Origin of the sequence: Mesorhizobium sp. L103C105A0, assembly GCF_000502215.1 — a bacterium.
Classification (GTDB): domain Bacteria; phylum Pseudomonadota; class Alphaproteobacteria; order Rhizobiales; family Rhizobiaceae; genus Mesorhizobium.
The window spans coordinates 62,122-80,949 of the sequence record NZ_AYXF01000004.1 but is presented as its reverse complement, the minus strand read 5'-3'; the positions used below and the strand labels follow the sequence as shown (position 1 = coordinate 80,949).

Annotated in this window: 16 protein-coding genes; 12 read left to right on the top strand and 4 right to left on the bottom strand. The window is 62.7% G+C overall.

What is annotated here, in order from left to right; genetic code table 11:
• Positions 1-127: 127 nt before the first annotated feature.
• From X727_RS150680 to X727_RS150705, 6 genes are all read left to right on the top strand, one after another.
• Positions 128-1,918 (top strand): acyl-CoA dehydrogenase, encoded by a 1,791-nt coding sequence (locus tag X727_RS150680; RefSeq protein ID WP_023738204.1) that lies wholly within the window; start codon positions 128-130, stop codon positions 1,916-1,918.
• A 217-nt stretch (positions 1,919-2,135) separates the two neighbouring features.
• The gene (locus X727_RS150685) at positions 2,136-3,230 is read left to right on the top strand and encodes an acyl-CoA dehydrogenase family protein (RefSeq protein ID WP_031204272.1); all 1,095 of its coding nucleotides are present in this window, start codon (positions 2,136-2,138) and stop codon (positions 3,228-3,230) included.
• Positions 3,231-3,261: 31 nt separating this feature from the next.
• Positions 3,262-4,470, top strand: coding sequence for an acetyl-CoA C-acetyltransferase (locus X727_RS150690; RefSeq protein ID WP_023834312.1), 1,209 nt, complete (start codon positions 3,262-3,264; stop codon positions 4,468-4,470).
• Between the two features lie 22 nt (positions 4,471-4,492).
• Positions 4,493-6,712 carry a 3-hydroxyacyl-CoA dehydrogenase NAD-binding domain-containing protein gene (locus X727_RS150695; RefSeq protein WP_023834311.1) on the top strand — a complete coding sequence of 740 codons (2,220 nt, stop codon included), beginning with the start codon at positions 4,493-4,495 and terminating at the stop codon, positions 6,710-6,712.
• A gap of 476 nt (positions 6,713-7,188) precedes the next feature.
• Positions 7,189-7,839, top strand: coding sequence for a helix-turn-helix transcriptional regulator (locus tag X727_RS150700; protein ID WP_023715330.1), 651 nt, complete (start codon positions 7,189-7,191; stop codon positions 7,837-7,839).
• Between the two features lie 8 nt (positions 7,840-7,847).
• A complete protein-coding gene (locus X727_RS150705; protein ID WP_023834309.1) occupies positions 7,848-8,720 on the top strand; it encodes a thermonuclease family protein in 873 nt (290 codons plus the stop codon).
• Here X727_RS150705 and X727_RS150710 read toward each other — a convergent pair.
• A complete protein-coding gene (locus X727_RS150710) occupies positions 8,683-10,341 on the bottom strand; it encodes a lysine--tRNA ligase (protein ID WP_023834308.1) in 1,659 nt (552 codons plus the stop codon). The genes X727_RS150705 and X727_RS150710 overlap by 38 nt on opposite strands.
• A 156-nt stretch (positions 10,342-10,497) precedes the next feature.
• Here X727_RS150710 and X727_RS150715 point away from each other — a divergent pair, with 156 nt between their 5' ends.
• The gene (locus X727_RS150715; RefSeq protein WP_023688697.1) at positions 10,498-10,911 is read left to right on the top strand and encodes a tellurite resistance TerB family protein; all 414 of its coding nucleotides are present in this window, start codon (positions 10,498-10,500) and stop codon (positions 10,909-10,911) included.
• A 33-nt stretch (positions 10,912-10,944) separates the two neighbouring features.
• Here X727_RS150715 and X727_RS150720 read toward each other — a convergent pair whose 3' ends face one another.
• Complete coding sequence (locus X727_RS150720) at positions 10,945-11,796, bottom strand: transporter substrate-binding domain-containing protein (RefSeq protein WP_023730967.1); 852 nt, start codon at positions 11,794-11,796, stop codon at positions 10,945-10,947.
• A gap of 260 nt (positions 11,797-12,056) precedes the next feature.
• Between X727_RS150720 and X727_RS150725 the strand changes: the two genes are divergently transcribed.
• Positions 12,057-12,788: a LuxR family transcriptional regulator gene (locus X727_RS150725; RefSeq protein WP_023669621.1), complete on the top strand. Its 732-nt coding sequence runs from the start codon at positions 12,057-12,059 to the stop codon at positions 12,786-12,788.
• A 275-nt stretch (positions 12,789-13,063) separates the two neighbouring features.
• Complete coding sequence (locus X727_RS150730; RefSeq protein ID WP_023681954.1) at positions 13,064-13,702, top strand: GNAT family N-acetyltransferase; 639 nt, start codon at positions 13,064-13,066, stop codon at positions 13,700-13,702.
• A 201-nt stretch (positions 13,703-13,903) separates the two neighbouring features.
• Here X727_RS150730 and ppk2 read toward each other — a convergent pair whose 3' ends face one another.
• Positions 13,904-14,809 carry a polyphosphate kinase 2 gene (gene ppk2 / locus X727_RS150735; protein WP_023834307.1) on the bottom strand — a complete coding sequence of 302 codons (906 nt, stop codon included), beginning with the start codon at positions 14,807-14,809 and terminating at the stop codon, positions 13,904-13,906.
• Between the two features lie 102 nt (positions 14,810-14,911).
• Here ppk2 and X727_RS150740 point away from each other — a divergent pair, with 102 nt between their 5' ends.
• The 3 genes from X727_RS150740 (at position 14,912) to X727_RS150750 (ending at position 18,118) form a co-directional block, all read left to right on the top strand.
• Positions 14,912-16,177 (top strand): ATP-binding protein, encoded by a 1,266-nt coding sequence (locus X727_RS150740; protein ID WP_023834306.1) that lies wholly within the window; start codon positions 14,912-14,914, stop codon positions 16,175-16,177.
• A 115-nt stretch (positions 16,178-16,292) separates the two neighbouring features.
• Positions 16,293-17,015: a phosphate signaling complex protein PhoU gene (gene phoU, locus X727_RS150745; protein WP_023692535.1), complete on the top strand. Its 723-nt coding sequence runs from the start codon at positions 16,293-16,295 to the stop codon at positions 17,013-17,015.
• Positions 17,016-17,110: 95 nt separating this feature from the next.
• A complete protein-coding gene (locus X727_RS150750; RefSeq protein WP_023692534.1) occupies positions 17,111-18,118 on the top strand; it encodes a magnesium and cobalt transport protein CorA in 1,008 nt (335 codons plus the stop codon).
• A 142-nt stretch (positions 18,119-18,260) separates the two neighbouring features.
• Here X727_RS150750 and X727_RS150755 read toward each other — a convergent pair whose 3' ends face one another.
• Positions 18,261-18,779, bottom strand: coding sequence for a GcrA family cell cycle regulator (locus X727_RS150755; RefSeq protein WP_023692533.1), 519 nt, complete (start codon positions 18,777-18,779; stop codon positions 18,261-18,263).
• Positions 18,780-18,828 lie beyond the last annotated feature (49 nt).

The window sequence follows — 18,828 nt, the reverse complement described above, 5'->3', positions numbered from 1 at the left end:
GACTAAATTGACGTTTACGCAAACGTCAATTTTTGCTATCCCGCTTTCAACATTGGCCCGCATGCCGCCCCAACCTCATGTTTCGGGGCTGATCTCGCGGCCAAGACCCGCATGGTGGAGGAAACACATGCCGATCTACAGGGCACCGGTCCAGGACACGCTGTTCGTGCTCAACGAGGTGCTGGGCTATCAGCGCTACTCCAACCTTCCCGGATTTGCCGACGCGACGCCCGACGTTGTCGAGGCGATCCTCGCCGAAGGCGCCAAGCTCGCCGAAAACGTTATGCATCCTCTGAACCGCGTCGGTGACATGGAAGGCTGCGTGCGCCATGAGGACGGCTCGGTGACGACGCCGAAGGGCTTCAAGGAAGCTTACGACCAGTATCGCGAAGGCGGCTGGATGGGACTGGCGGCGCCCGTCGAGTTCGGCGGCCAGGGGCTGCCCTATGCCGTGCACACCGCGGTTGCCGAATACATGGTTTCGGCCAACATGGCGCTGATGATGTATCCCGGCCTGACGCAAGGCGCGATCGCGGCGATCATCACCCACGGCACCGACGAGCAGAAGGCGACATGGCTTCCGAAGCTGGTCGAGGGGTCCTGGACCGGCACCATGAACCTGACCGAGCCGCATTGCGGCACCGATCTCGGTCTGCTGCGCACCAAGGCGGTGCCGAACGGCAACGGCACCTACAAGATATCCGGCCAGAAGATCTTCATCTCGGCCGGCGAGCACGACATGTCGGAAAACATCGTTCATCTCGTGTTGGCCCGCATCGAAGGCGCGCCGGCAGGCGTGAAGGGCATCTCGCTGTTCATCGTGCCAAAGCTGAAGCTCGATGCCTCGGGCAATCCGGGCGAGAAGAACACGCTCTCCTGCGGGTCGATCGAGGAGAAGATGGGCATCCACGGCAATTCGACTTGCGTCATGAATTATGACGAGGCCGAAGGCACGCTGCTCGGCGAGGCCAATGGCGGCCTGAAGGCGATGTTCACGATGATGAATGAAGCCCGCCTCGGCGTCGGCCTGCAGGGCCTGTCGCTGTCCGAGATCGCTTACCAGAACGCGGTCTCCTACGCCAAGGACCGGCTGCAGGGCCGCTCGCTGTCGGGCGCCAAGGCGCCGGACAGACAAGCCGACCCGATCATCGTCCATCCCGACATCCGCCGCTCGCTGATGACCATGAGGGCCTTCAACGAGGCCGGCCGCGCGCTGGCGCTGTGGACGGCGATCAAGTCCGACATCGCCCACCGCTCCGCCGACGACAAGGATCGCCAGGCGGCCGACGACTATACCGGCCTGCTGACGCCGGTGATCAAGGGCGTGCTCACCGACAAGGGTTTTGACCATGCCGTCATGGCGCAGCAGGTGTTCGGCGGCCACGGCTACATCGAAGAGCACGGCATGAGCCAGTTCGTGCGCGATGCCCGCATCGCCATGATCTATGAAGGCGCCAACGGTATCCAGGCGCTCGACCTCGTCGGCCGCAAGCTTGGCCTGAATGGCGGCCGCGCCGTGCAGGCCTTCTTCAAGGACGTCGGCGAGTTCTGCGAGGAGAACCGCGCCGACGAGAAGCTGGCGCCTTTCACGAAGGCGCTGAAGAAGGGCCTCAATGATCTGCAGGCGGCGACCATGTGGCTGGTGCAGAACGGCATGGCCAAGCCCGACAATGCCGGCGCCGCGTCGACCGATTACATGCATCTCTTCGGCCTGGTGGCGCTGGGCTACATGTGGGCGCAGATGGCCAAGGCCGCGCTCCGCAAGACCGGCGCCAATGGTTCGCAGTCGTTCTACGACAACAAGGTGGTGACGGCGCGCTTCTTCATGGAGCGGATCATGCCCGAGACGTCGGCACATCTGGCCCGCATTTCCAGTGGTGCGGACACGCTAATGGCGCTGCCTGCGGAAGCGTTCTAGAAATGGCCAGCGTCCCCCTCCCCCTTGAGGGGAGGGTGGCCCGAAGGGCCGGGAGGGGTCCTGCGTGCAGTGCGCCGGCTGGTTGGCGCTTTGGTAGGAGATGATCGCAATGCCCCAAACCCGCGTCAATTCCGAAGATAAGGTCGAGCACGTCATCGGCGACCCCACCCGACCGCTTCGCGGCCACCCTCCCCTCAAGGGGGAGGNGCTCTACGACATGGCGCATCGCTTCATGTCGGAAGAGATCGCGCCGCGCTACGACGAGTTCGAGAAGAACGAGATGGTCGACCGCGAGAGCTGGCGCAAGGCAGGTTCCGCCGGCCTGCTCTGCGCCTCTATGCCGGAGGAATATGGCGGCTCCGGCGGCACCTTCGCGCATGAGAGCGCCATCATCGAGGCGATCGGCCACGTCGGCGTCGACGGTTTCGGCATCGGTCTCCACAACGCGATCGTTGCTCCTTACATCCTTCACTACGGCTCGGAAGAGCAGAAGAAGAAATGGCTGCCGAAACTGGCGACCGGCGAACTGATCGGCGCCATCGCCATGACCGAGCCGGGCGCCGGCTCCGACCTGCAAGGCGTCAAGACGCGCGCCGAGAAGGACGGCAACCAGTACAAGATCAACGGTTCGAAAACCTTCATCACCAATGGCCAACTGGCCAATTTCATCATCGTCGTCACCAAGACCGATCCGGCCAAAGGCGCCAAGGGCACCTCGCTGATCGTCGTCGAGGCCGACGAGGCCGAAGGCTTCGAACGCGGCCGCAACCTCGACAAGATCGGCCTGAAGGCCAACGACACGTCGGAGCTGTTCTTCAATGATATGCGCGTGCCGACCTCGAACCTGCTTGGCCACGAAGAGGGACAGGGCTTCATCCAGCTGATGCAGCAATTGCCGCAGGAGCGCCTGCAGATCGGCACCGGCGCCATCGCCATGATCGAGCGCGCCCTGGCGCTGACCATCGACTACGTCAAGGACCGCAAGGCCTTCGGCAAAGCGATCATCGAGTTCCAGAACACCCAGTTCAAGCTCGCCGAACTGAAGACCGAGGCGACCATCGGTCGGGTCTTCTACAATGATTGCGTCACCCGCCACATCAATGGCGGCCTCGATCCGGTGACGGCGTCGATGGCGAAATACTGGCTCTCGGACCTGCAGGGAAAAGTCGTCGACGAATGCCTTCAATTGCATGGCGGCTATGGCTACATGAATGAATATCCGATCGCCCGCATGTTCCGCGACGCCCGCGTCCAGCGCATCTACGGCGGCACCAACGAGATCATGAAATTGCTGATCGGCCGCTCTCTCTGAGAGCGACGTCGGCAAAGCAAGGAGCAAGCAAATGGCTGAAGCTTATGTCTATGACGCCGTGCGCACACCGCGCGGCAAGGGCAAGAAGGATGGCTCGCTGCACGAGGTGCCGGCGGTGCGGCTTGCGGCCAGGACGCTTGAAGCGTTGCGCGACCGCAACGGCCTCGACACTGCAAACGTCGACGACATCATCTTCGGGTGCGTCGATCCGGTCGGCGAAGCCGGCTCCGTCATTCCGCGTGCCGCCGCCTTCGAGGCCGGCTACGACAACAAGGCGCCGGGCATGCAGATCTCGCGCTTCTGCGCCTCAGGCCTCGACGCCGTCAATTTCGGCGCCGCCAAGATCGCTCAAGGCGCCGACGAGATCGTCATTGCAGGCGGCGTGGAATCGATGTCGCGCGTCGGCATGGGCGCCTCGGGCGGCGCCTGGTTCATGGACCCGTCCGTCGGCCTGCCCGGCTGGTTCGTGCCGCAAGGCATATCGGCCGATTTGATCGCCACCAAATATGGTTTTTCGCGCGACGACGTCGATGCCTATGCGGTCGAGAGCCAGAAGCGCGCCGGCAAGGCCTGGGCCGATGGCCGTTTCAAGAACTCCGTCATACCGATCAAGGACCAGAACGGCCTCACCATCCTCGATCATGACGAGCATATGCGGCCGTCGACCGACATGCAGTCGCTGGCCTCGCTCAACCCGTCCTTCGTCATGCCTGGCGAAATGGGCGGCTTCGACGCGGTCGCCGTGCAGAAGCATCCGGAAGTCGAAGAGGTCAATCACGTCCACCATGCCGGCAATTCGTCGGGCATCGTCGACGGTGCCGCCGCAGTGCTGCTCGGCTCCAAGAAGGCCGGCAAAACGATGGGCTTGAAGCCACGCGCGCGTATCCGCGCCTTCGCGAATATCGGTTCCGAGCCGGTGCTGATGCTGACCGGCCCGGTCGATGTCACCGAAAAGCTGTTGAAGCGCGCCAAGATGAAGCTGTCGGATATCGACCTGTTCGAGCTTAACGAGGCCTTCGCCTCGGTGGTGCTGCGCTACATGCAGGCCTTCGACATCCCGCACGACAAGATCAACGTTAATGGCGGCGCCATCGCCATGGGCCATCCGCTCGGTGCCACCGGCGCGATGATCCTGGGCACGGTGCTGGACGAGCTCGAGCGCCGCGATTTGAACACCGCTTTGGTGACGCTCTGCATCGGCGCCGGCATGGGCACCGCAACGATCATCGAACGCGTCTGATTTCGGCCGGAAGGAGAGAGACATGACTTACACAAACTTCACGGTCGACACCGACGCAGACGGCATCGCGCTGGTCACCTGGAACATGCCGGACCGCTCGATGAACGTCTTCACCGAAGAGGTGATGAACGAGCTCGACAAGATCATCGACCAGGTGGTGGCCGACGCCGCCATCAAGGGCGCGGTGATCACCTCGGGAAAGGACAGCTTCTCCGGCGGCGCCGACCTGACCATGCTGCAGAAGATGCTGGCCGTATTTGCCAAGGAGAAGACCAAGGACCCGGAGAAGGCGGCACAGCTTTTGTTCGACAATGCCGGCCGCATGGGTGGCTTGTGGCGCAAGCTCGAAACGTCGGGCAAACCTTGGGTCTCGGCGATCAACGGTACCTGCATGGGCGGCGCGTTCGAGCTGTCGCTGGCCTGTCATGGCCGCGTTGCCGCTGACTCCGAAAAGGTCAAGATGGCCTTGCCGGAAGTCAAGGTCGGCATCTTCCCCGGCGCCGGTGGCACCCAACGCGTGCCGCGCCTGACCGACCAGCAGCAGGCGTTGCAGATGCTGACCACCGGCCAGACGCTGTCGCCGCAGAAAGCCAAGGCGATGGGGCTGATCCACGAGATCGCCGAACCCGGCAAGCTGATCGAGACCGCCAAGGCGATGATCAGGAACGGCCTGAAAGCCGTCCAACCCTGGGACGAGAAGGGCTTCAAGCTGCCTGGCGGCCAAATCTATACGCCGGCCGGCTTCAATCTGTGGCCGCCGGCCATCGCCATCCTGCGCCGCGAGACCTACGGCAATTATCCGGCCGCCGCGGCGATCCTGAAATGCGTCTATGAAGGCCTGCTGGTGCCGTTCGACACCGGTCTGCGGATCGAACAGCGCTATTTCACCGAAATCATGCAGTCGAAGGAAGCAGCAGCGATGATCCGCTCGCTGTTCGTCTCGCTGCAGGAGCTCAACAAGGGCGCCCGCCGTCCGGCCGGCGTGCCGGAGACCAAGTTCAAGAAGATCGGTATTCTCGGCGCCGGCTTCATGGGTGCCGGCATCGCCTTTGTCACCGCCAAGGCCGGCATCCCGGTCGTCCTGCTCGACCGCGACATGGCGTCGGCCGAAAAGGGCAAGGCGCATTCCGACAGCCTGATCTCCGATCAGGTCAAGAAGGGCCGCGCCAAGCCCGAGGAGAAGGACAGACTTCTGTCGCTGATCACGCCGACGGCCGACTATGCCGATCTCGCCGGCTGCGATCTGGTGGTCGAGGCGGTGTTCGAGGATTCGGCCGTCAAGAAGGCTGCCACCGAGCAGGCCGAAGCCGTGCTGAAATCGTCAGCGGTCTTCGCCTCCAACACTTCGACCATCCCGATCACCGCGCTGGCCAAGAATTCGGCGCGGCCGAAGAATTTCGTCGGCATCCACTTCTTCTCGCCGGTCGACAAGATGATGCTGGTCGAGATCATTTTGGGCAAGAAGACCGGCGACAAGGCGCTGGCCACCGCGATCGATTTCGTGCGCGCCATCAAGAAGACGCCGATCGTCGTCAACGACACGCGCGGCTTCTACGTCAACCGCTGCGTGCTGCGCTACATGTCGGAAGCCTACAAGATGCTGATCGAAGGCGTTCCGGCGCCGATGATCGAGAATGCCGCCAAGGCCGCCGGCATGCCGGTCGGCCCGCTGGCGCTGACCGACGAGACGGCGATCGACCTTGCTCAGAAGATCATGAAGCAGACCATCAGGGACCTCGGCGACAAGGCCGTCGACCCCAGGCAGATGGCGTTGATCAACACGCTGGTCGACACCCATGGCCGCTTCGGCCGCAAGAACGGCAAGGGTTTTTACGACTATCCCGCCAAGCCCGCCAGGAAGAAGCTGTGGCCGGGCCTGAAGGATCTCTATCCGCAGCTGGAGGCCGAGAAGGTCGACTATGAGGAACTGCAGCAGCGCCTGCTGGTAACCATTGCGCTGGAAGCCGCGCGGGTGATGGAAGAGGGCATCGTCACCGATCCGCGCGAGGCCGATGTCGGCTCGATCCTCGCCTTTGGTTTCGCGCCATTCACCGGCGGCGCGCTGTCCTATATCGACGGCATCGGCGCCGGGGAGTTCGTCAGAATAGCCAAGGGCCTGCAGAAGAAATACGGCGCCGAGTTCAAGGCGCCCAAGCTGCTGCTCGACCTGGCGGAGAAGGGCGAGACCTTCTACCAGCGCTTCGATCCCTATGCGAAAGGCGAGGTGCAGAAGGCCGCTTGAGCTAGCGCCCCATGTACGTCTGGGGGCGCCTTGCGCGCATGATGGCCACGGCAAGGCGCCGTGGCCTTACAAAGTCGGCAGCGAAAGCCGACTGGCTTTTCGCTGCCTGCCGACCGACATCGACTTCAACCTCCATCTCAACAACGCCCGCTACATGATGCTCGCTGACCTCGCGCATGACCCCGAAAATCGGAATCGATTTTCGGGGTCATGCGCCAAATCAAAATGCTACAGCGTCCTTGGCGCGTCCAATAGGACGCTTGCCCGCTCCGTTCAACCGCGACCGCCGACCGAGGCCGAGCGGGGTTGCATGACCTCCCACCAGGGATTGCGCAGCCTGCCCAAGGCAGTTTGAGGCATCCATGACGACTTCGCCGCACGCAGCTTTTTGAGAGATCGGGCCGCGCGCCGGTGGACAATCGGATAACCGCGCGTTAGAAGGAAAAGGTATTTTTTCCTGTTTTGAGGAGAGCGAATTGCTCTCGCATGACCGAGTTTGGGCAGCCATCGACGCTCTCGCCGAGCGCTATTCGTTGTCGGCCTCCGGCCTGGCCCGGCGAGCCGGTCTGGACTCCACCGCTTTCAACAAATCGAAGCGGCTGTCCTCGGATGGGCGACCGCGCTGGCCCTCGACCGAATCGCTGGCCAAGATCATCGAGGCGACAGGCGCTTCGCTCGACGAATTCACCGGACTGGTCGAAGGCCGCGCCAAGACAGCTTCGGGCTCGTTAGCCCCGCAGCGTTCAGCGGTGCCGCTGCTCGGCTTCGCCCAGGCCGGCGCCGGCGGCTTCTTCGATGATGCCGGCTATCCCTCAGGCCAGGGCTGGGACCTTGTCGAGCTTCCGGCACGGGCGACCGAAACCTCCTATGCGTTGAAGGTGCAGGGCGATTCCATGCTGCCGCTCTACCGCAATGGCGATGTGCTGATCGTCGAGCCGGGCGCCGCTACCCGCAAGGGCGACCGCGTCGTCGTCAAGACCAATGCCGGCGAAGTCATGGCCAAGGTGCTCGACCGCCAGACGACGAAATCGATCGTGCTGATTTCGCTCAACCCCGACCATCCGGACCGCGACATCGCGATGCGCGATGTCGAATGGGTGGCGCGGATCGTCTGGGCAAGCCAGTAGGTCTCGCGGTGCGTCTGCTTCAAATCCTCATAGCCCTCCTGGCGATCCCGGTGATGGTCGCCATTGTCGTCGCCGGCGGTCGCGCGCTGCATCGCGACGGCCCCGCCATTACTGTCGACCAGATCGACCCGGACACCGAGGCCGTGCCCGAGGAGCCGGCGACGTCGGCGATCCCCGAGGTCCAGCCCGTCAAGCCTCCGATGCACTCGCCTCCGGTGCATTCGAGGGCGATCGATCCCGAGGCCATCGCTCCGCCGCCGCTGCCGGCAGAAGAACTTGAACGGGTCGAGCCACGCGCGCCGCTGAGCGACCTGGCGCTGGCCGGACCGCCCAAGCCGCGTGGGCGCAGAGCGGTCGACGACTGGGGAGGAACAAAACTGTTCCAGCCGGTCGCGGCCGCCGCCGGCCTGATCGAAGCCAATGGTTATTCCGTGACGGTCTCCGGCATCGACATCGTCAGGCAAGACGAGACCTGCACCGAGGGCGGCAAGTCCTGGGCTTGCGGTATCAGGGCGCGCACCGCGTTCCGGTCTTTCCTGCGCGGCCGGGCCGTTGCCTGCAAGGTGCCGCCGGAGGCCGACCGTGCGTTGATCGCCGCCGAATGCCGCATCGGCAAGCTGGATGTCGGCCAGTGGCTGGTCGAAAACGGCTGGGCGCGCGCCACGGCAGGCGGCCCCTATGTCGAAGCGGGCGACAAGGCGCGCGCCGCCAAGAAGGGCGTCTTCGGCGCCGCGCCCGATCTTGGCGGCCTGCCACCGGCGCCAACGCCTGTTGCGGCACCGACGGCGTCGCAACCGATCCTCGATGCCCCGGCGATAGACACGCCGCCGGCCGGGACGGAAATTATGCCGCCAGCTGACCAGCCAGCGCCCGCTCAATGAGCGCGCGGGTTTCGGCGATGCCGTAGAGGGCTGCGAACGAACCGAAGCGCGGTCCGCGTTCCTGGCCGATCAGCACCTGGTAGATCATCTGGAAGAAAGCGCCCGAGACACCAGGGCCGCCGTCCGGGCTCTTCTTCGAATGGTCCTGATAGCGTTCGATCTTGCGCGCGACGTTGAGCGAAGCGTTCTGGATCGCTTCGCCGTCGGCGCCGGCCGGCAGGCCAGCAAGCGCGTTGCCAAGCGCTTCCAGCGCCACGCGTTCGACATCGTCGGCCGGCCGGAAGGTCTTCGTCGGCTTCACGAAATCGTCGAAGTAGCGGATGGCGAAACCGACCAGCTGGTCGAGTTCGGGATGCGTCGCCGGCGTCACGCCAGATGCATGGCGCGAGATGAAGCCCCACAGCACATCCTTGTTTTGCGCGTTGGAGGCGCTGACCAGGTTGAGCAGCAGCGAGAACGGCACCGGCATGTCGATGGAAGGCGGCTTGCCGTCATGCATGTGCCAGACCGGATTGCCCAGCCGNCCCAGCCGCTCCTTCCAGTCCTGGCGCGGATAGGCGTTGAGGAAGGTGTAGTACTCGTCGACGGCGCGTGGGATGACGTCGAAATAGAGCTTTTTCGCCTGCCTTGGCCGCTGATACATATAGAGGCCGAGGCTTTCGGTCGGCGCGTAGCGCAGCCATTCGTCGATGGTCAGCCCGTTGCCCTTCGACTTCGAGATCTTCTGGCCGTTCTCGTCCAGGAACAGCTCGTAGACGAAATGCTCGGGCGCGCGCCCGCCGAGAATGTTGCAGATGCGGTCGTAGATCACCGCGTTCGTCTGGTGGTCCTTGCCGAACATTTCGAAATCGACGCCGAGCGCTGCCCAGCGCATGCCGAAATCCGGCTTCCACTGCAGCTTGACCTTCCCGCCGGTCACCGAAAGCGTGGTCTCGGTGCCCTCATCGTCGAAGGTGATGTTGCCGGCCTTGGCGTCGACATGCTTCATCGGCACGTAGAGCACGCGCCCGCTCTTCGGCGAGATCGGCAGGAACGGGCTGTAGGTTGCCTGCCGCTCCGGCCCCAGCGTCGGCAGCATCACCGCCATGATCTGCTCATAGCGCTCGGCGGCGCGCACCAGCATCGCATCGAAGCGGCCGGCCTTGTAGTACTGCGTGGCGCTGGCGAATTCGTAGTCGAAGCCGAACGTGTCGAGGAAGCGGCACAGCATCGCGTTGTTGTGGTCGCCAAAGCTCGGATAGTCGCCGCCGAACGGATTGGGCACCGCCGACAGCGGCATATGCAGATAGGGCTCGAGCGCTGCGCGATCCGGCACATTGTCGGGGATTTTGCGCATGCCGTCCATATCGTCGGAGAAGCAGAGCAGCTTGGTATTGACCTTGTTCCCGGTCAGCATGTGAAAGGCATGGCGCACCATCGAGGTGCGCGCGACCTCGCCGAACGTGCCGATATGCGGCAGGCCCGACGGGCCGTAGCCGGTCTCGAACAGGACGATCTCCGGGAAGTCGCCGCCCTTGTAGCGCTCGATGATCTTTTTGGCTTCCTCGAACGGCCAGGCCTTGCTTTCGGCGGCTGCCGCAAGCATTTCGGGGTTGAGATCGGCGATGTTTGATCCCGTCATGTCAAAGTTCCAGTCATGGCCGGCTTTCGCGGCTGGTAAGATTTTTCAACCGGGTCTCTAGGCGCGACAGGGCGGAGCGTCAACGATATCAGGCGTTTTCGTTGCGACGGCGCCGTGGCGTCCCTACCTTCGACCCTCACTATCAAGGAGTTTTGAATGCCGTTGCCGTCCACCCATGAAGCCCTGATCTACCTGATGGTCATCACCTCGGCTTCCGATCGCGACATGACCGATATCGAACTGGCGCGCATCGGCGACGTCGTCCGCAGCTGGCCGGTGTTCGAGGATTTCAAGCAGGACAGGCTGATCGCCATTGCGCAGGACTGCCAGAAGATGCTGCATGAAAAGGATGGGTTGGAAGGCGTGCTCGAGCGTGTCGCCGAGACTTTGCCCGAACGGCTGCACGACACCGCCTATGCCGCGGCCTTCGAGGTTGCCGCCGTCGATCTAGAAATGCGCATGGAGGAATTGCGGGTGCTGCAGTTGATCCGGCGTGAGCTCGATCTCGACACGCTGACCGCCGCAGCCATCGCGCGCGGGGCGAAGGCCCGCCTGCGCACGCTGACCTGATCCAGCCCCTAGAGGAAGCTGACCGGGACCGGATCAGAAAAAGCTGACCGGGAAATAGCGCAGGTAGAATTCGGCGAAGGTGCCTTTCACCGATATCTCCTGCAGCGCGTAGTCCATGGCTGCGGCCAGCGCTGGGTCGCTGGCCCGGGTGGCAATGGTCATGCCGGACCCCAGATATTCCGGCGCCAGGTAGGGTCCACCGGCGAAGCGGCAGCAACCGGCGGCGTCCGTGCCGCCCAGCCAGAAGGAAAAGCGCATGCCGTCGCCGAAGGCGGCATCGATCTTGGCGCTCTTCAAGTCGCTGTAGAGGTCTTCCGGCCGTTGAAAGCGGATGATCTGCACGGTGCCGAAATAATCGCGCAGCATCTTTTCATGCGCCGAGCCGGCCAGCACGCCGACCCGCTTCGAGCGCAATTTGTCGAGGATCGGCTCGGCGAAGGCCTTGGTCTTCGGCATGATGAAGCGCGCCGGAAACTGTAGATAGGAGCGCGAAAAGCTGTACTTCGCCCGCGTCTCCGGCGTTGCGGCGATGCCGGCGATGATCGCCTCGCCTTCGCCCTTCTGCAACGCGTCGTCGAGTTCGGCCCAGGGCAGCGCCTGGATCTGGCATTTGTCGGCGATGTCGAGTTCGGCGCAAATCGCCCGCGCCAGGTCGATGTGGAAGCCGGACAGTCGGCCCGTGCCGTCGAGAAAATTGAAGGGCGGGAAATCGGTTGTGGTGAGGAACCTGAGCCTCGGCAGCGCCGCAAGGTCCGGCTTCGGCAGCCGCTCCTTGGCATCCCAAAGCACCGGCACCTGCGGTTCCGCTGCCCGCACAGCGCCGGCAAACGGCTGCACTCCGATCAGCATCGACAGCAAGGCGATGGTTATCCAGCGTGATGTCACAAAAAACTCCGCCCGTCTTGGCCGTTGGCTTGTGATACGAAAACGGCGCAGGCACAATTGTTTTTGATTTCAAAGGGCAAATTTCGGGTTATGCTTTGGCGAGGTTGCAAATAGCCGCACAGAGTCGGCCCGGGGTTGGCGGTCGCTGGCGTTAGAAAAGCTAAGGATGTGGCTTTGCAATCCGGGGTTGATGGCTAAGTGCGGGGCAGGCACGTAGCATCGGTCTCAAGAGCGGTAGGCAACATGGGGTAGATGTTGCGATGGGTTATTTTGACCGGACACTTGAATATATTGACCGGGTGCAGCGTGCCGACACGTCGGCTGCGGTGTGCGAGCAGCTACTTAGTGTCACCTCGAATTTCGGATTGACGGCCCTGATAGCCGCAACGGTGCCGCAGCCCGGTACACCAAGCAGCCAGACGAAGGACCATGTGCTGCTCTGCGATTGGCCTAGCGAATGGCTGGAGCGTTACTTATCGCGCAACTACGTCGACCACGATCCGGTCGTCAGCCATTTGAAGCAGTTTCGGGCGCCATTCCAATGGCGCGATGCCGTTCAAAGCATGCCCGCCGACAAGAGCAGCGCCGAGGTAATGCGCGACGCCCGCCAGTTCAAGCTGCGTGACGGCCTCGCCTTCCCGCTGATCACGCTCGAAGGCCAGATCGCGCTGGTCTCGCTGGGCGGTGAGGCGGTCGAACTGTCCGAAGCCGAATTCGCAATGGTCTCGCTGGCCTCCACCTATGCCATCGGCCGCGCCATGCAGCTTCAAACGACGGCCGGCAAATCTATCGATCACATTGAATTGACGCCGCGCGAGCGCGAATGCCTGCAATGGGCGGCGGTCGGAAAATCCGAGTGGGAGATTTCGCAGATCCTCGGCATCTCGGAGCATACCTCTGAGAAACACCTTCTCAACGCCAAGAGCAAACTAGGCGCCGCCAACCGTGTGCAGGCAGTCGCCGAAGCAGTCAGGCACGGCTATATCAGCTAGGCCGGTTCTGGCGGCCCGAAATTTATGGCCGCATTGTTGGCGTCATATCTTCAGAAAAGACCGGCCCCTGTCGTCCTCTTGAGACGGCTAATGCTTTCTTAACGCCAAAAGCAGACTCGGCGCCGCCAACAGGGTGCACGCCATCGCGGAGGCGTTTAGGCGCAGCTATATTAGCCATGTCGGCTGTGGCAGCCTGGAAATCCTTGCCAACACCTTCGCGCAATTTTTTCGGGAAAGCCCGGCCGTATCTTCCTCTTAAGCCCAGGAGACGGCTAATGCTATTTTCCCTTACCACTCAACAACTGATGGAACGTCCCGACCTATGGGAGGCCGTCCATCGCCTGCGTTACAAGGTCTTCGTCGATGAGATGCGGTGGACCGATCTCGATCGCCCGGACGGCCTCGAAATCGATCAATTCGACCATGATGAGGCCGAACACCACCTTGTCATACGCAATGGCGAGCTTGCAGGCTATCATCGGATGCTGCCGACCACACGGCCGCATCTCCTTAGCGATGTGATGCCGGAACTCTGCGAGGGAAAGCGCCCTTCGGGACCGAATGTCTGGGAGCTAACCCGTTACGCGGTGGCGCCAGGCTTTCGCGATGGTAAGCGCGGCGTGTCTACGGTCGGCACCGAACTGATCGCCGGCTTCGTCGAATGGGGCCTTGCTCGCAATGTCGATCAGGTCATTATCGAGGTCGAGCCGGTGTGGGTGCTGCGGACGCTGCAGTTGCACTTCCTGGCGACGCCGCTCGGTTACCAGCGCACCTATGGCAACCAGCAGGTCGTCGCCACACTGCTGACCTTCAACGAGCATACGCTGGATGTCGTGCGTTCGCGCCGCAACCATCACGCCCCGGTGTTGGCCAGGGGCACCCCCCACATGCTCGGCATGCGGCAGGCGTCGTGAGACTGTCTTCACCCGACGCGCTTTAATGCATGTCGCTCAAAGTGGCCCCGGTTTTGAGAGAACGACATGCATGAAACAAAGACCTAAAGCGCGTCGCGTGAATCCGTTCAAATGCGATGCGCTTTAGACAATGGCCACAGAGCCCACCTCCGTGTGGGGGTGGGCTCTGTAATTTCAGCCTCTGCCTATCGAGGCCAGTCTCTACTTCTCGAGAAACGACGGCCCTTCGCCGACGATCTTTTTGTCTTCCTTGCCGATGGCGTCGAGATCGCGCCCATCATAGGGCAGTGACAACAGGATGCGCCGCATGACGGCCAGCCGCGAGCGTCGCTTGTCATTGGCCCGCACGATGATCCAGGGCGCGAACTGCTTGTGCGTGCGCTCGACCATCTGGTCGCGCGCCTTGGTGTAGTCGTCCCATTTGGTGATGCCGGCAATATCGATCGGCGAGAACTTCCAGTTCTTCAGCGGCGACCAGCGGCGGTCGTGAAACCGTTCGAGCTGGGTCTCGCGGCCGATGTTGAGCCAGAATTTGAAGAAATAGATGCCCTCATTTGAGATCATCCGCTCGAAATGCGGCGTCTCGTCGAGGAATTTTGCATGCTGTTCCGGTGTGCAGAAGCCCATCACCGGCTCGACGCCGCCGCGGTTGTACCAGGACCGGTCGAAGGTGACGAATTCGCCCGATGTCGGGAAATGGGCGACGTAGCGCTGGTAGTACCATTGCCCGACTTCGGTTGGGGTCGGCTTGGTCAGCGCCACGTTGCGCGCGGTTCGAGGATTGAGATACTGGCGCAGCACCGATATGGTGCCGCCCTTGCCGGCGGCATCGCGCCCCTCGAACAGCGACATCACTCTGCTGCCGGTCGCCTGCAGCCAGGCCTGCGCCTTGACCAGTTCGATCTGCAGCCGCTCCAGCGTCTCGTCATACTCCTCGCTCTTCATTTTCTTGTCGTAGGGGTAGTCGCCTGCGGTCAGTTTGTGGTCCTCGATCCAGCTGGGAAGCTCGGGGTTTTCGATGTCGAACTCCTGCTCCTTGCCGTCCACCTTGATCTTCAGCGGCCCCTTTGCCGGCTCTGCGGCGGGACTTTCCTTGGCTTTTTTCATCGAGACGAACCTTTCCAGCTTGCGGACTCATGCTATGGGGGGCCTCAAACCCGGTCCAGCGGAAGTTTCGGCGGGACCGGCGCAGAAGCACGGAAAGCACGAATGGCTGACACCGGCGCAGAGCGGACAACCACGGGGCAGGCCGTCGCCGGCCGGCTGTGGAACAGCCGATGGCTGCTTGCCGCCGGTGCGATCGCCATCATGGCCGTTTATGGGTTTGCCGGTATCTCCGCCTATGTCGTCCTGGCTGCGTTGACGGTGCTGCTGGCCGCCGCGCTTCTGCCAACCGGTGGCGCCAGCCGGTCTGCGGAGACCATTACCACGGTCGAGGCGAGCGGGCTGCAGCGGCTTTCCGGCGAATATCTTGCGGCTGCCGTTGCCGATCCGCTGATCATCTTCGACCGCACCGCCACCATCGTCCACGCCAATGCCGCCGCCTATGCCGCCTTTGGCGGCATCGCGCCCGGCCTGTCGCTGTCGCTGAAATTCCGCGCCCCGGAAATGCAGGCATTGCTGGACGGCGTACTGTCGGGAACCGCCGCCTCCGATGCCGTCGACTACACCGAGAAGCTGCCGGTGGAACGCGCCTACCGGGTCAGCGCATCCTCGGTCGGCCACGCCACAGATCTCTATGTGCTGGTGTTCAAGGACCAGAGCGAGACGCGCCGCATCGATCGCATGCGCGCTGACTTCATAGCCAATGCCAGCCACGAGCTGCGCACCCCGCTTGCTTCGATCTCGGGCTTCATCGAGACGTTGCGCGGCCCGGCCCGCAACGATCCGGCGGCCCGCGAGCAGTTCCTGCAGATCATGCAGAACCAGACCGGCCGCATGGCGCGCCTGATCGACGATCTCCTGTCGCTGTCGCGGCTTGAAATGAAGCCTTACCTGAGGCCGGGAACCGAGGTCGATCTGCGCCAGACCATCGACAGCGTCATCGATTCACTAGGCCCGCTCGCCAGCGAGAACGGCGTCGTCATCGAACGCGACTACGCCGAGGGGCCGCTCGACGTGCCCGGAGACCGCGACGAGCTGTTCCAGGTGTTCGAGAATCTCTTGGAAAACGCCTGCAAATACGGCCAGCCTGGCGGACGCGTCACGGTGTCGATCGCGCGGGGCGAGGCCGGCCCGGAACCGGGCATCGATGTAACCATCAGGGACTACGGCCCGGGCATCCCGGAAGAGCACATACCGCGCATTACCGAGCGCTTCTATCGCGTCGACGTGGAGAGCAGCCGCACGCAGAAAGGCACCGGTCTTGGCCTGTCCATCGTCAAGCATATTCTGACGCGCCACAACGCCCGGCTTTCGATCAAGTCGGAGGTTGGCAAGGGCGCGGCGTTCACGGTCCATTTGCCGGCAGGCTGAGGCGGTACTATCTGCTAACTGCCTGTTTCTTCTTTCTGTCATCCGGCTAGCGTATCAGCACAGGGGTCGAGGAAACGACTCAAAAGGCCAAAGATTTAAGGAAGGCATTTCGCCCATGCAGTCCGTACACATTGTCAGCGCCTATGACGAAGAGCTGAAATACCTGGCGAAGCGCATCGCTGCGATGGGCGGCCATGCCGAGCGCATGGTCGAGCAGGCGATCCAGGCGCTGGTCAATGCCGATCCCGGCCTCGCCCAGAAGGTCATTCGTGACGACATCGTGCTTGACGATGGCCAGCGCGAAATCGACGACAAAGCCATCGTCATCATCGCCAAGCGCCAGCCCATGGCGACGGATCTGCGTGAGATCGTCGGCGCCATCCGCATTTCGGCCGACCTCGAACGGGTCGGCGACCTCGCCAAGAACGTCGCCAAGCGTGTGGTCAGCGTCATTGACGGCCGCCAGCCGACCAGCCTGTTTCGCGGCCTCGAGGCGCTTGCCGAACTCGCTTTGACCCAGCTCAAGGAAGTGCTCGACGTCTATGCCTCGCGCTCGGTCGAGAAAATAGGCTTCGTTCGCGACCGCGACGACCAGATCGACGCCATGTACACCTCGCTGTTTCGCGAGCTTTTGACCTACATGATGGAAGATCCGCGCAACATCACGCCGTGCACGCATCTGCTGTTTTGCGCCAAGAACATCGAGCGCATCGGCGACCACGCCACCAACATTGCCGAGACGATCTACTACATCGTCACCGGCGAGCAGTTGCCGGCCGAGCGTCCAAAGGGCGACAAGACCGACAAGGTTGCCCTTCCGGCGCTGCCAGTGAAGTGATCGCGCTCCCCTCGAACGCTTAATCATATTGCGCTAAACTACCTGGATGTTAGCGTCTCGGTTCCTGGCCAAGGCCAGGCGCTCAGGAGGCTGCGATGGAATATGTCCGAGAGTTCAAGCCGGCGCCGGCATCGTCCGGCATCATTGCGTCGAGCGTCTACACCGCCGGCAAGCGCATCGCCGACATTCCGATCGAAGAAGCCGGCGAATGGGCCAAGAAGTCGGGCCATGTCGTCTGGATCGGGCTGCTCGAACCCGACCGCGAGCTTCTGCTGCGCGTCAAGGCGCAATTCCATTTGCATGAGCTGGCGATTGAAGACGCCGAACATCCGCACCAGCGGCCGAAGATCGAGCAATATGGCGATGCGCTGTTCATCGTTGCCCGCACTGCACAGCTGATCGACGGACGCGTCACCTTCGGCGAGACGCATCTGTTCGTCGGCTCAGGCTATATCGTCAGCGTCAGGCATGGTCCCTCGACCTCATACGCCGCCGTGCGCCAGCACTGGGAAAGCTGTCCGCACTCACTGGCCAAGGGCGAGGATTTCGTCCTCTACGCCATCCTCGACTTCATCGTCGACAACTACATGCCGGTGCTAGAGCAGATCGAGGACGAGGTCGAGGCGATCGAGGACAGGGTGCTGCTGAAGCCGATGACCGGTCCCGACATCGAGCGGCTCTATATGCTGCGCCGCGATCTGTTGCGCCTGCGCAATGCGGCGCTGCCGCTGGTCGAGGTCTGCCGCCGGCTGACCAGCGCCGAACTGCCGCAGATCCATACCGCAATGCATCCGCTGTTTCGCGATGTCACCGACCATATCCGCACCGTGCAGGAAAAGATCGACAGCCTGCGCGAGGTTCTGGCGTTCGCTTTCGAAGCCAGCCTGCTGGTCGGCCAGAGCCAGGAAACCGCGAACACCAAGAAGCTGGCCTCATGGGCGGCGATCCTGGCGGTGCCGACGGCGCTCGCCGGCATTTACGGCATGAATTTCGACGACATGCCGGAACTGAAGATGCAATACGGCTATCCCGTCGTATTGGTCTCGATCGCGCTGATCTGCTCGTTTTTGTATTGGCGATTTCGGAAGAGTGGGTGGCTGTGATGGTAGGCAGTAGGCAGTAGTAGGCAGTAGGCAGTAGGCAGTAGGCAGTAGGCAGTAGGCAGTAGGCAGTAGGCAGAATAAGGTAGCGCCTCACGAGCGCTACCCCATTCCCTACTGCCCAGTCCCCAATCCCTATTCCTAACTACCGGCTCCTGCGCCGCTCTGAAGCCGGCTGGAACGCCACCCTTGCGTGGTACTTGCAGTAAGGTCCGGTTTCAGCCGCCTCGTTGCCGCAGAAGTTGAAGTCTTCCGACAGCGGATCGCCATTCGGCCATTTGCAGGTGCGCTCGGTGAGATCGGTGAGCTGCAGATGCCGCGAGATCGGCACGACGACGTTTTCGACCGGGCGGATGTAGTGGCGCGCCACTGGCTCGGCGTCGAACTGCGCCTGCAGCGCGTTCGCCCCGATCGAAGTCGTGACATGGCGCTGCGCGGTTGCGGCGCGCGGCACCGATTTCTGGATCGAAGATCCCTGCGTTGTCTTCTTCTGACGCGCCGGCGTCGCGGTCGAGCGTCCGCGGCCCGACAGCTTCAGCCGGTGCACCTTGCCGATGACCGCGTTGCGGCTGACCCCGCCGAGTTGGGCGGCGATCTGGCTTGCGCTCAAGCCCTCCGACCACAGTTTCCTGAGAAGTTCGACCCGCTCGTCAGTCCAGTTCATGAGACCGCGCTCCTGCTAAGTGTGCGGCAGCCGGAATCCGTTCCCGACC

Excerpts from the sequence above, each read along its gene's own strand:
- ppk2 (WP_023834307.1), bottom strand. The coding sequence starts at position 14,809 with ATGAAAAAAGCCAAGGAAAGTCCCGCCGCAGAGCCGGCAAAGGGGCCG.
- X727_RS150740 (WP_023834306.1), top strand. The coding sequence starts at position 14,912 with ATGGCTGACACCGGCGCAGAGCGGACAACCACGGGGCAGGCCGTCGCC.
- X727_RS150685 (WP_031204272.1), top strand. The coding sequence starts at position 2,136 with ATGGCGCATCGCTTCATGTCGGAAGAGATCGCGCCGCGCTACGACGAG.
- X727_RS150755 (WP_023692533.1), bottom strand. The coding sequence starts at position 18,779 with ATGAACTGGACTGACGAGCGGGTCGAACTTCTCAGGAAACTGTGGTCG.
- X727_RS150715 (WP_023688697.1), top strand. The coding sequence starts at position 10,498 with ATGCCGTTGCCGTCCACCCATGAAGCCCTGATCTACCTGATGGTCATC.
- X727_RS150725 (WP_023669621.1), top strand. The coding sequence starts at position 12,057 with ATGGGTTATTTTGACCGGACACTTGAATATATTGACCGGGTGCAGCGT.
- X727_RS150695 (WP_023834311.1), top strand. The coding sequence starts at position 4,493 with ATGACTTACACAAACTTCACGGTCGACACCGACGCAGACGGCATCGCG.
- X727_RS150690 (WP_023834312.1), top strand. The coding sequence starts at position 3,262 with ATGGCTGAAGCTTATGTCTATGACGCCGTGCGCACACCGCGCGGCAAG.
- phoU (WP_023692535.1), top strand. The coding sequence starts at position 16,293 with ATGCAGTCCGTACACATTGTCAGCGCCTATGACGAAGAGCTGAAATAC.
- X727_RS150680 (WP_023738204.1), top strand. The coding sequence starts at position 128 with ATGCCGATCTACAGGGCACCGGTCCAGGACACGCTGTTCGTGCTCAAC.
- X727_RS150730 (WP_023681954.1), top strand. The coding sequence starts at position 13,064 with ATGCTATTTTCCCTTACCACTCAACAACTGATGGAACGTCCCGACCTA.
- X727_RS150750 (WP_023692534.1), top strand. The coding sequence starts at position 17,111 with ATGGAATATGTCCGAGAGTTCAAGCCGGCGCCGGCATCGTCCGGCATC.